At 68.4% G+C, this 11600-nt stretch carries 12 protein-coding genes and 1 rRNA gene; 6 read left to right on the top strand and 7 right to left on the bottom strand.

Annotated elements, in window-relative coordinates; translation table 11 throughout:
* The first annotated feature begins 73 nt into the window (after positions 1-73).
* Positions 74-955 carry a TatD family hydrolase gene (locus tag C9J49_RS00065; protein ID WP_046077830.1) on the top strand — a complete coding sequence of 294 codons (882 nt, stop codon included), beginning with the start codon at positions 74-76 and terminating at the stop codon, positions 953-955.
* Entirely contained in the window at positions 948-1430 is a 483-nt protein-coding gene (locus tag C9J49_RS00060; RefSeq protein WP_035593054.1) for a hypothetical protein, read from the top strand. Before C9J49_RS00065 ends, C9J49_RS00060 begins: the two co-directional genes overlap by 8 nt.
* 16 nt (positions 1431-1446) lie before the next feature.
* Here the strand turns inward: C9J49_RS00060 and C9J49_RS00055 are convergent, their stop codons facing one another.
* Both C9J49_RS00055 and C9J49_RS00050 read right to left on the bottom strand, forming a co-directional pair.
* Entirely contained in the window at positions 1447-2037 is a 591-nt protein-coding gene (locus C9J49_RS00055; protein ID WP_107181004.1) for an elongation factor P hydroxylase, read from the bottom strand.
* A 133-nt stretch (positions 2038-2170) separates the two neighbouring features.
* Entirely contained in the window at positions 2171-3595 is a 1425-nt protein-coding gene (locus C9J49_RS00050) for an FAD-binding oxidoreductase (RefSeq protein WP_107181003.1), read from the bottom strand.
* Positions 3596-3824: 229 nt separating this feature from the next.
* Between C9J49_RS00050 and C9J49_RS00045 the strand changes: the two genes are divergently transcribed.
* The 3 genes from C9J49_RS00045 (at position 3825) to C9J49_RS00035 (ending at position 7111) form a co-directional block, all read left to right on the top strand.
* Positions 3825-5273 carry an MATE family efflux transporter gene (locus C9J49_RS00045; protein WP_107181002.1) on the top strand — a complete coding sequence of 483 codons (1449 nt, stop codon included), beginning with the start codon at positions 3825-3827 and terminating at the stop codon, positions 5271-5273.
* Positions 5245-6276 (top strand): DUF3080 family protein, encoded by a 1032-nt coding sequence (locus tag C9J49_RS00040; protein ID WP_046077827.1) that lies wholly within the window; start codon positions 5245-5247, stop codon positions 6274-6276. Before C9J49_RS00045 ends, C9J49_RS00040 begins: the two co-directional genes overlap by 29 nt.
* Before the next feature lie 118 nt (positions 6277-6394).
* Positions 6395-7111, top strand: coding sequence for a hypothetical protein (locus tag C9J49_RS00035; RefSeq protein WP_046077826.1), 717 nt, complete (start codon positions 6395-6397; stop codon positions 7109-7111).
* Between the two features lie 28 nt (positions 7112-7139).
* On the opposite strand, the gene tusA is transcribed toward C9J49_RS00035, so the two are convergent.
* Positions 7140-7391 carry a sulfurtransferase TusA gene (gene tusA / locus C9J49_RS00030; protein WP_035593066.1) on the bottom strand — a complete coding sequence of 84 codons (252 nt, stop codon included), beginning with the start codon at positions 7389-7391 and terminating at the stop codon, positions 7140-7142.
* Positions 7392-7436: 45 nt separating this feature from the next.
* Here tusA and C9J49_RS00025 point away from each other — a divergent pair, with 45 nt between their 5' ends.
* Positions 7437-7724, top strand: a complete 288-nt coding sequence (locus C9J49_RS00025; RefSeq protein ID WP_035593068.1) for an antibiotic biosynthesis monooxygenase — start codon at positions 7437-7439, stop codon at positions 7722-7724.
* Positions 7725-7728: 4 nt separating this feature from the next.
* On the opposite strand, the gene rlmM is transcribed toward C9J49_RS00025, so the two are convergent.
* The 4 genes from rlmM to rrf form a co-directional block, all read right to left on the bottom strand.
* Positions 7729-8796, bottom strand: a complete 1068-nt coding sequence (gene rlmM / locus C9J49_RS00020) for a 23S rRNA (cytidine(2498)-2'-O)-methyltransferase RlmM (RefSeq protein WP_107181001.1) — start codon at positions 8794-8796, stop codon at positions 7729-7731.
* A gap of 47 nt (positions 8797-8843) precedes the next feature.
* Positions 8844-9296, bottom strand: coding sequence for a DUF2721 domain-containing protein (locus C9J49_RS00015; RefSeq protein WP_046077824.1), 453 nt, complete (start codon positions 9294-9296; stop codon positions 8844-8846).
* Positions 9297-9435: 139 nt separating this feature from the next.
* Positions 9436-11013 (bottom strand): BCCT family transporter, encoded by a 1578-nt coding sequence (locus C9J49_RS00010; RefSeq protein ID WP_046077823.1) that lies wholly within the window; start codon positions 11011-11013, stop codon positions 9436-9438.
* A gap of 360 nt (positions 11014-11373) precedes the next feature.
* Positions 11374-11488, bottom strand: a 5S ribosomal RNA gene (gene rrf, locus C9J49_RS00005).
* Positions 11489-11600 lie beyond the last annotated feature (112 nt).

Genomic DNA, 11600 nt, shown 5'->3' with positions numbered 1-11600 from the left:
CCCCACCCTCCGCGGGTACAATGCGCGCCCGTTTCCCGCGCGCTAGACGAACCGCCCAGAGGAGAGCTTCGCCTTGGCCGACGCCACGCCCCCCTTCGACGACGTGCTGCCCGAGGCGCTGAGATTCCGTTCGCCGGCCCCGCTGGTGGACATCGGCGCCAACCTGACCCACGAGAGCTTCGCCCGCGACCTCGAGGCGACGATCCAGCGCGCTCGCGCCGCCGGCGTCGACACGCTGATCCTCACCGGCACCGACCGCGAGCACGCCGAGCAGGCCGTGACCCTGGCGCGCCGCTACCCGGGGCTGTATGCCACCGCCGGCGTGCATCCCCATGACGCCAGCCGCTGGAACGCCGAGCTCGAGGCCGCGATGCGCGAGCTCCACCGCCAGCCGGAGGTCGTGTCGGTGGGCGAATGCGGCCTGGACTTCAACCGCAACTTCTCGACGCCGGCCGAGCAGCAGCACGCCTTCGAGGCGCAGCTTACGCTGGCCGCCGAGAGCGGCCTGCCGCTGTTCCTCCACGAGCGCGACGCCGGGCCGCGCATGCGCGAGATGCTGCACGCCTGGCGCGACGACATCTCGAAGGCGGTGGTGCACTGCTTCACCGCCGACCGAGACACCCTTTACGGCTACCTGGACCTCGACCTGCACATCGGCCTGACCGGCTGGCTGTGCGACGAGCGCCGCGGCCATCACCTGCGCGAGCTGGTGGGGGCGATTCCCGCCGAGCGGCTGATGGTGGAAACCGACTGCCCCTACCTGCTGCCGCGCAATTTACCTGCCAAACTCAAGGGCAGACGCCACGAGCCGGCGCTGCTGCCCTGGATCGTGCGCGAGATCGCCCACTGGCGCGGCGACACGGAAGCCGACCTGGCCCGCATCACCACCGCCACCGCCCGGGCCTTCTTCGGCCTCGACGAGCCTGCCCGCGAGGAGGGGCAACAGAATGGATGATCTGCCTGCGTTCATCGCCATCGAGACCGGCGACGACGGCGACCTGCCGCTGTCCATCGCCTGGACCCTGCCCGATGGCCGCGTCAAGCACACCCTGATCCAGCCCGACGACGAGTGGCTGGACGACGAGCTGGTCTCGCTGGGCGCCTACAGCCTGGAGGAGCTCTCCAGCATGGGCGTGAGCCCGCTGGACGTGATCCGCGAGCTGGAGACCGACCACTTCAACGCCACCCTCTACACCGCCGGCGTCGGCGACGACGAGGCGGCGCTGTCGCGGCTGTTCGAGACCTACGGGCTGGACCCGTTCGTCGAGCTGGCCCCGGCCGAGAGCCTCTATGCCGAGCTGGCGCCCGGCGACTGGTCCCGCGCCCGCGGCGAGCTGTTCGGCGAGCTGGGGCTCGAACCGCTGCGCCCCGAGGAGGAGATCCAGGTGATGCTGACGCTGCATCAGCGGCTCGGCAACGCCGAGCTCTGAGACAGCGACGAGACCGTCAGGCGGGCTCGGCGGCGGGCGCCTCACGGCGTTCGAGACACGCCCGGCCCGCCACCAGCGCCGCCTCGAGCGGCGCGCCCTCGCCTCTCTCCCGGCCCTGGCCGTAGAAGACCGCCAGCGCGGTGCGGAAGGCCTCGGCCCGGGCCGGCAGGCCTTCCCGCTCGTAGCGCGCCGCCCGCGCCGCGACCCGCTCGGCGAAGCCTTCCCGGTCGACCTCCACCTCGCCCAGGTTGTCCACGCTGACCTGGAAGCGATGGCCGCAGGCGGCGGCGAACAGACTCTCCAGCGCCTGGGGCGCTACCTCCACCGCCTCGAAGTCGCGCTGCTGGTCGGCGTCGCGGCCGTCGGGCAGGTACCAGTAGCCGTAGTCCTCGAGCTCGCGGCGCCGCGCGCCGGCGATGCACCAGTGGCTGATCTCGTGCAGCGCGCTGGCGTAGAAGCCGCGGGCGAAGATCACCCGATGCCAGGGCGTCTCGGCATCGGCGGGCAGGTACAGCGGCTCGTCGCCGCCGCGCACCAGGCGGGTGTTGCAGGCGGGCAGGAAGAGGCCGTCGAACAGGGCGATGACATCCTCGAGGCGGTGGCTCACGCGGGCTCCGGCGGGTCGTGAATGGGCGGCACAGTATAGCGAGGCCGGCCCGGCGGCGAAAACCGCCAGGTCAGGTGCCTGCCATGCTCCGTGCGCTTCGCCTTCATCCATCTCTCGCGGCCGCCATTTCCCCTCATGCGACCCGGTCGACCGGCGGGATGTTGTGGTTCAACCGAAACAGGTTGCCGGGGTCGACGCGGGCCTTGAGGCGGGCCAGACGGTCGTAGTGCTGGCGATAGTTGTCGGCGACCCGATGGCCGTCGTCGTCGGCCATGAAGTTCACGTAGCCGCCGCCGTCGGTGTAGGGCCGCAGGGCACGATAGTAGTCCCGCCCCCAGGCGATGTTGCGCTCGCTGTCTGCGGGGTCGGACCAGCTCGGGCCCAGTGCCGTGGCGAAGCCGGCATCGCGATAGGCGAAGGCGGTGGCCCCGGCCTCGACCCGGCCGCTGGCCCCGTCGAGGGGGAACAGCAGGGTCGCCGTTTCCGCGCTGGGCAGCCGGGCCCCGAAGTCCAGGTGCACCGCGATCGCCTCGTCCGTGGGCGGCCCGGAGAAGCATCCCTTCCAGTAATGATGCAGCCCCGGCGGCAGCAGCTCGTCGAACAGGGTGTTGATGGTCGGGTACGGCATGCGCCGCAGCGCCTGCCCCTGAATCTCGCCGAGGTCGGCCAGCCACTCGCCGATCCGGGCATCGTCCTGTTCCGGCCCGCTCCAGCAGCTCAGCACCGCCGCCATCGGCCGACCGTGCCAGGCCTCGGGCAGAAACGGCAGCGGCGGCCCCGGCGTGATGGCCAGCAGCGCGCCCAGGGCCTCGGGTGCCTCACAGATCCGCTCCCGGTAGCGGCGGATCACCTCACCGTCGAGCGGATAGAAGGTCGGGCCACCGAGGATGTCCGGGACCTCGTGCAGGCGATACTCGAAGGCCGTCACCACGCCGAAGTTGCCGCCGCCGCCGCGCAGCGCCCAGAACAGCTCGGCATGGGCGTCCTCGCGGCAGGTCAGGCATGCGCCGTCCGCGGTGACGACATCGGCGGCGATCAGGTTGTCGCAGGCGAGGCCGAAGCGCCGGTTCAGATAGCCGAGCCCGCCACCCAGCGTCAGCCCGGCGATGCCGGTGGTGGACACGATGCCGCCCGGCGTCGCCAAGCCGAAGGCCGCCGCGGCCCGGTTGAGATCGGCCCAGGTCGCACCACCGCCGGCGCGCAGGGTGCGCGCCTCGGGATCGACCCGGCAATCGTTCAGGCCGCCGAGGTCGAGCACCAGGCCGTCGTCGCAGGTGCCGTAGCCCGCCACGCTGTGCCCGCCGCCGCGCACCGCCAGCGCCAGCCCCGTGCTCCGGGCGGCCTCGAGGGTGGCCGTCACGTCGGCGGTGTCCGCCGCCTGGACGATCAGCGCCGGGTGACGGTCGTGCTGCGCATTATAGACCCTACGCGCCGCGTCATACTCGGGATGATCCGGGCGTGTCAGGCGCCCGTGGAGGCGTGAAACCAGCGCCCGGACGGCCGCCTCGGCCCGCTCCGGTTCGCCCCGCCCCGTGGCATCGATATCGTGATCGTTCATCTCGCACCTCCCGGCGACTCGCGCCTGCGCTGGATCACGACGGCCGCCGTCGCGGCCTCCTTCTCTAGGTATAGCGCCGATTCACCGCCGCGGCATGACGCGCCCGGCACGCCACGGCGGCGAGGCGCCGAGGCGGCGAGGCGGCGAGGCGCCGAGGGGGCTGCTAGACTAGCGCGCTCTCCCCGATTGCATGGAGCACGGGGGCCGACCTTTCCATGGAGCATGATTCTTGGCCCAGTTCATTCCTCGGCTGCTCGCCACCACACGCACGGAAACCCGCCCGCTGATTCGCCTGGCGCTGCCGATCTGCGGCGCCCAGCTCGCCCAGGCCGCCATGAGCACGGTGGACGTGATGATGACCGGGCGGCTCAGCGCCACCGACCTGGCCGCCGTCTCGGTGGGTTCCAGCCTGTGGATGCCGCTGATGCTGCTGATGACCGGCACCCTCATGGGCCTGACCCCGGTGGTAGCGCAGCTGCTCGGCGCCGAACGCCGGGACGGCATTCGCCCGCAGGTGCACCAGGCGCTGTGGATCGGCCTGGTGATGGGCGTGATCGCGGCGGTACTCCTGTGGACGGCGGTGATGCCGGTATTTCACCTGATGGAGGTGCCCGAGGCGGTGGCCGAGCGCGCCGCGGGCTATCTGGGCGCCGTGGCCCTGGGGCTGCCGGCGGTGGGGCTGTTCATGGCGTTACGCGCCTTCTCCGACGGCATGAACCATACCCGCCCGGCGCTGTGGATCAGCCTGCTGGGGCTCGCCGTCAACGTGCCCAGCAACTACCTGCTGATCTACGGTGGCCCGGGGCTCGAAGCCCTGCTGGGCGGCTGGCTGCCGGCACCGATCACGGCCCTGCCGGCACTGGGGGCGGTGGGCTGCGGCATCGCCACCGCGCTGTCGATGTGGGTGATGTGCCTGGCCATGGTCGCCTACACCCGGCGCAGCCGAGCCTATGGCGACGTCGAGCTGTGGCACTCGCCGACGCCACCGCGGTGGCGGTCGATCCTGGAGCTGCTCTACGTGGGCGTGCCGATCGGCCTGGCGATCTTCATGGAGGTGACGCTGTTCACGCTGATCGCGCTGTTCATCGCCAGCCTCGGCGAGGTCGTGGTGGCGGCGCACCAGGTGGCCCTGAACTACACCGGCCTGCTGTTCATGCTGCCGCTGTCGCTGGGCATGGCATTGACGGTGCGGGTCGGCAACGTCCTGGGTCAGGGACGTCCCGAGGCCGCGCGCCTGGTGGCATGGAATGGCATGCTGATCGCCCTCGCGGTGGCGCTGTTCAACTGTCTGCTCCTGTGGTTCACCGCCGAGCCGGTGATCGGCTTCTACACCCACGACCCGGCCGTCGCGCGGCTGACCCTGTCGCTGGTGGGCCTGGCCATGATCTACCAGATCTCGGACTCGCTGCAGGCCAACCTGGCCGGCGCGCTGCGTGGCTACAAGGACACCAGGATCATCATGGTGATCACCCTGGTCGCCTTCTGGCTGGTCGGCCTCGGCGGCGGCCACTGGCTCGGCGACCATGGCCTGTTCGGCCTGGTGGAGCCGCTCGGGGTCTATGGTTACTGGATCGGGCTGGTGGCCGGGCTGACGGTCGCCGCCCTGCTGCTGGGCGAACGCCTGAGACGACGGAGCAAGGCAGTCATCGATGAGGATTCCACGCCCCGACCGGCCTAGCCTCGGCGCGCTGCTGATCGGCCTTGTGGCCCTCGCCGGCTGCGGCGAAGGGCCCGCCGAGACGCGGCTCGCCGACTACCAGCGGGGGCTGGCCGAGTCGCTCGATCTGCCCGCGCCGGAGCGCACCGCGCCCGACAATATCGGCGACTTCCCCGGCCCCGAGGCGCGATTGTTCGAGATCCCCGAGACCCGCGAGGGGATGCTCGACGTCTTCGCCCTGCGCGGCTGCCATATCGCTAACCTGGTCGCCGAACGCAACAACCAGCTGGGCAAGGTGGCCGCGCCCAGCCAGCGCTGGCTCTACGAGCTGGCTCTGTGGCGCCGCCTGAGCGGCTGCTGGAACACCGAGGTGCCACAAACGCTCGGCGACGACCACCGGGCCCGGCTGGAGCGGCTCACCCGGCTCAAGACCGGGCAGCTGCCCCGGGCCAGCTGGAACGCCCTGTTCGCCTCGGAGGAGTGGATCGACAGTTTCTCCCGGGCCAGCTCGCCGCTGCCGCCGGAGTCTCTGGACGAGGTCGATGCCCAGCTGCCGGCACTTGCCTACCTGCGCGAGACCACCCTGCACCAGTTCGATCGCGACTGGGTGCCGGATTCCGCCACCCTGGAAGGGCATCTCAAAACGCTGCGTGACCGGCCGTTGACCGCCGAGCTGCTGCGCGCCCTGATGCTCGCGGAACGACGCCTGACGGAAGGCTCCGACCTGCTGGAGACGGCACTGGCCGACGACCACTGCCCTGCCCCGGCGGCCGGTGCCTTCGAGGCATCGATGCCTCCTTCCCTGACGAGCTGGCTCGATAGCCTGACGCAGGCCTCCCGACACTGGCTCACGGCCATTCAACGCCTGCTGGAGGCCCAGAAGGTGGCGCCACGCCCGGCCATCGAACGCTACCGGGAGCGCTGGCTATCGCGGGAAACGCCCGGAGCGCCCTGGCCCGCCCTCCAGGCGGCTCGCCGGCATCACCAGGCGCTGCGCGCCGAGCTGGCACGACGCTGCCGCTGACCACCGGGGCTTAACCTCGGTCATCGGTCTGTGCTATTGATGGGATGACAGTGACGTCGTGCGCTGCCGACCGGCCCGAGGGCCAATGCCGTGATCAAGCCGCCGCTGGAGGGACTTCATGGGTATCCCGCTGTCATCTCGCCCCGCCCGGGTCATCGACCTGGAGACCATGCGCCAACGCCAGCAGGCTCGCAAACGCCTGATTCGTCTCGCGCCCGAGCTCGATGGCCTGGAGATGGTGTATCAACTGCCCGACGAACCCGAGGCCTACTACGGCATGCCCCTGCTCGCCTGGGGACTGCGTGACGACGGAGACGTCGTCGGCCTCGTGCCCTGGATGGAGCGCCTGACGCCCTGTCAGGCGCTCGACGACCCGGAACATGGCCACTTCATCGGCTACCGGGATCCGGAAACCGAAGAGCTGTTCGAGCTGCCGCCGGAGCACAAGGTGCTGGAGCTCGAGCAGGCCGCCGCCTACTTCGACTATGAAGAAACCGAATCACCGACGCTGATCCAGCAGCTGCCCGAGACCCAGGGCACCCATGCCCTGTGCATGGACGAGGGCGACACGCCCTGGCAGCTCAAGCAGGTGTTCGGCTGGCGACTCTACAGCGACGGCGCCGTGGAGGCCCTGCTGGCCGACGAACGCTACGTCGAGACGACCCCGATCCTGCCGGGCGATGCCTGTCTGTATCCCGGCCACAGCCGCCATCAGGTGGTCTACTTCTTCCAACGTCAGATCGCCAATCGCATCCGGCGCGAGGATCCGGAGACGCTGGAAGCCCTGGCGCTGATGGTGATGCCCGACACGCCGGAGCGCGGCGACGAGACGTGAGGGCAGCGTCGGGGCCCGATCCGAACGATCAGCCCAGGCGGATGTAGTAGAGGTAGTGGCCGTCGCGCTCTTCCTGGGCCAGTAGCTCGTGGCCCAGGAAGCTGCAGAACTTGGGTACGTCGCGGGTGGTTGCCGGATCGCTGGCCACCACCTTGAGCACCTCGCCCGACGCCATGTCCCGCACCTTGTTGTGCATCAGCATGATGGGCTCGGGGCAGTAGAGCCCGGTGGTGTCCAGTTCGGCCTGGCAGGTTGGCAGGGAGTCCGGGGAATCAACCATCGATGACCTCGCCTCGTAATACGGAATGAAAGGGAGAATAGCGGGATGATCAAGATCATTATCGAGCGCCGTATCATGCCCGGGCTGGAGGAAGAATACGAGCAGGTCGCCCGCGAAGCCATGCGTCAGGTGCTCGGGGCCCCGGGCTTCGGCGGCGGCGAAAGCCTGGTCGAGATGGGGCATGAGGACAGGCGTATGGTGATCACCAAGTGGCGCGACCTGCGCGCCTGGCAGGAGTGGCGCGACAGCGAACAGCGCGCCCGGGTCATGCAGGACCTCTACCCGCTGCTCACCGAGGAGGAACGCATTCGCCTCTATACCCTCAGCTACTGACGCCTCAGTTGAGCAGCCGGACGTGGACCGTCACCTCTTCGCGATCGTGATAGAGGTGGCGGCACGCGATCTCGGCGTGCACCCCTGCCTCCGCCAGTGAGCGATCGAGACGGGCCAGTCCCTCCGACACCGCCTCCCAGCGCCGCTTCATCGGCAGCTTCAGGTTGAACACCGCCTCGCGACACCAGCGCTTCACCAGCCAGCGCTCGACCATGTCGATCACCCTCGCCGGTTTGTCGACGATGTCACAGACCAGCCAGTCCAGACGCATCGGCGGGGCCCAGACGAAACCGTCCTCGCGCAGGTGCTCGACCAGTCCGGTCGCCATCAGACCGCGGTCCATGGGGCCGTTGTCGATGGCATAGACCTGCATGCCGCGCTGCACCAGCTGCCAGGTCCAGCCGCCCGGTGCCGCGCCGAGATCCGCCGCCTGCATGCCCTCGGCCAGGCGCGTCTCCCACTGGTCCCGCGGCACGAATTCGTGCCAGGCCTCCTCGAGCTTGAGGGTCGAGCGGCTGGGCGCATCGTGGGGAAAGCGCAGGCGGCGGATGCCACCCGGCTGCTCGCTGCGGTTACCGGGGAAGCTCATGCCCAGCTGGACCCGGTCGCCGTCGGTCCACAGCAGATGCAAGCGTCGACCGCCCGCCTTGCGGCGCAAGGCGCCACGCTTCTTGAGGATCGATTCCAGCGGACGCTGAAGCGCCTTGATCAGCCCGGCCAGCGCCTTGGCGTCGTTGGTGTCCGGCGTTTCCTGCCACAGCGACTCGAAGTTCCAGCCGCTGGCCACCACCTGCTCGACGATCGGCGAGAGGCGATCTTCCCGGGACAGCCCCTCCAGCGGCGCCAGGGCGACCAGGCTCTGCCGGGCGAAGACCAGCGACGCCAGTGGCAGATCGCGATGCAGGGCGTTGGCGGGACGTTCGTCGGTCAGCACGAAGCGGACATGGCCGGACTGGGGCTGGGCCAGGGGGTAGCCCTGCCAGCCGAGGGCGGCCGCCTTGATGGCGATCTCGGCGGCCAGGTCGGACTCGAAGCCGGGGCGGCAATAGAACAGCAGCTGCTGGGGGATCATGGGGCCTCCTGTGAAGGCCCGACAGTCTAGCCGGGCCCCTGCTGGACTCACAAGTCGCGCGGCGTATCGTCGCTGTCGTCACGCTCGCCGGCCGCGCCGGAGGCGCGATGACGATTGAGGACTTCCAGGTCCTGGAGCTGAACGTTCAAGGCGTTGGTCGAGATCTTCACCTCCCACAGGGAGAAGCACAACGAGACCGAGAGCGTGATCAGGCTGATGCCGAACAGCACCATGCCCAGCAGGGTGAGCGACAGGAACAGCGCGAACATCGACAGTGTGCACAGCAGGAAACTCGACACCCCTGCCATCTGCATGCGTTTGGTCAGGGTGATGCGCTTGCGCAGCATCAGGATCTGACGGGCGGCCACCTCATGGTGGGTATCCCGATCCTCCTCGGCGAGCTTGCGAATCAGCTGTGCCAGGGTCAGGAAGCGATTGGTATAGGCCAGCAGTAGCAGGGAAATGGCCGGAAACAGCAGGGCCGGTGTGGTCAGCGTCAAGAAACGAACTCCATCATTATTAGACTTTAGTCGCATTATACGGCATCCAGGGCGCATGGCCGACCCCTGAAAGCGAATCGGCCCCCGAGCGATGATGCGCGGGGGCCGATGCGTCTGGCGGCAGGCGTGTCGTCGAGCGTCAGGTACGCCGCGGGTCGGCGACGATGCCCTGCTCCCTCGCCATGGCCATGGCCGCCTGGGGGCCCGTCCACAGCGAGGGCAGCAGCACCAGCGAGACCGGAATCGCGGTGATGACGATGAATTGCTGCAGCGCGCTGATCTGACCGGCTCCCATGTACAGCAGAATCGCCGCCATCAGCGCCATGGCGATGCCCCAGAAGGCCCGCACGAAGACGTTCGGCGCATCATGCCCGGCGCCGACCACCGAGATCGCGTAGCTCATGGAATCGCCGGTAGTGGCGACGAAGATGGTCGTCAGCACCAGGATCGCCAGCGCCATCAGCGATCCGCCCGGCAAGGCCTGGGCCACGGTCAGGGTGGCGACGTCGAACTGAAAGTCGTTGAGCGCCGAGGTGAGGTCGATGGCTCCGGTCAGCTGATAGTGAATCCCCGAGCCCCCCAGCAGGGTGAACCAGATCGTGGTGGCGATGGGCGCCATGACGGCCACGGCCAGGATCATCTGCCGGATGGTGCGGCCCCGGGAGATGCGCGCCACGAAAATCGCCATCAGCGGGCCGTAGCCGATGAACCAGGCGAAGAAGAACACCGTCCACCACTGCATCCACCAGGCTGGCGCGGTCTGGGTGGTCATGGTGGCCATGGGGAAGAACGCATTCAGATACTCGCCGAAGCCCTGGGTGAAGGCGTTGACCAGAAACCGGGTCGGGCCGAACAGGAAGATGACCGCCGCGATGACCAGCGCCAGGATCACGTTGAACCGGCTCAGCCACTGGATGCCGCGATGGACACCGGTCATGGCCGAACTCACGTAGACCGCGCCCAGGCCGATCAGGATCACCAGCTGGGTGCCATAGCCTTCCGGCAGCCCGAACAGCTCGTGCAGGCCGAAACTCACCTGGGTCGCCAGGAAGCCGATCGGCCCCACGGTGCCCGCCACCACGGCGATCACGCACAGGCCATCCACCACGCCGCCGAACCAGCCGTGCATCACGCGCTCGCCGAGCACCGGGGTCAGCAGGGTGCGTGGCTGCAGGGGAAGGCCGCGCACGTAGTGAGCATGGGCCAGGACCACGGCGGTCAGCGAGCCCAGCACCGCCCAGGCCAGAAAGCCCCAGTGCATGAAGGACTGCGCCAGGGCGCCGGCGATCGCCTCGGCGGTGCCGGCCTCGGTGTCGAAGGCCGGTGGCGTGACCACGAAGTGATAGACCGGCTCGCCCGCGGCGAAGAACACTCCTCCCCCGGCCAGCAGCGTGCACATGATGATCGACAGCCACTTGAAGGTGCTCATCTCGGGCGCGTCCAGGTTACCGACCTTGGCGCTGGCCGCCGGTGAAAAGACCAGCCCCATCGCCACCAGGAAGGTCAGCAGCAGCAGCCATTGGAAATAGCTGCCCAGCGTCCTGGCGGTCCAGGCGAAACCGGCGGCGATGCCGTCGGCCACCATGTTGACGTCATACAGCGACAGGGCGATGAAGCCCAGGATGAAGCCGATGCTGACGCCGAGCACGACCGGATCTCCCAGCCGCCTGACGGCGGAAGGCGTGGAACTCGTCGCGTGGGCTTGAGATTCACTCATGCAATGCTGTCGGCCGAAGTGGGCCGCTCTCTCCTTTGTGGTGTATCGAAACAGGGTATGTCGGCAGTCATGCCGAAAGCGCGATAGACGCCTTCTCAGCGAAGGACATGTATCGAAAAAGAGCTTGTGGAACGTTTGGCCCCGTCTTGGAGCGGTGGGGCTGTGGATAGCGTATCGCCGCCCGTGAAGACGTTGATGCCATATGGTGATGAACCGGGATGTCGACGGCCTTTCCGGTGAAGAGGCAATATCTCGGCGCCGACATGCGTTTGGCGGAAAGGCGGGGAGCGCTCATCGGAGCAAACGGGACAATAAGAAAAACCCCGAGCCTTATGGGCTCGGGGTTTTCTCGGGATAAGTGCCTGACGATGACCTACTCTCGCATGGGAACTCCCACACTACCATCGGCGCTGAGCGGTTTCACTGCTGAGTTCGGCATGGGATCAGGTGGTTCCCGCACGCTATGGTCGTCAGGCGAAAAAGGCAATGCGAATCATGCTGACGAGATATGTCTCTCGCGTATCCGCCGTCGTCTGTTGTCAGTCACAGACCACTTGGGTGTTATATGGTCAAGCCTCACGGGCCAT

The organism is Halomonas sp. SL1 (genome assembly GCF_003030865.2).
Lineage (GTDB): Bacteria > Pseudomonadota > Gammaproteobacteria > Pseudomonadales > Halomonadaceae > Halomonas > Halomonas halophila.
The sequence above is the reverse complement of the archived record's forward strand: the minus strand, read 5'-3'. Positions and strand labels throughout refer to the sequence as shown.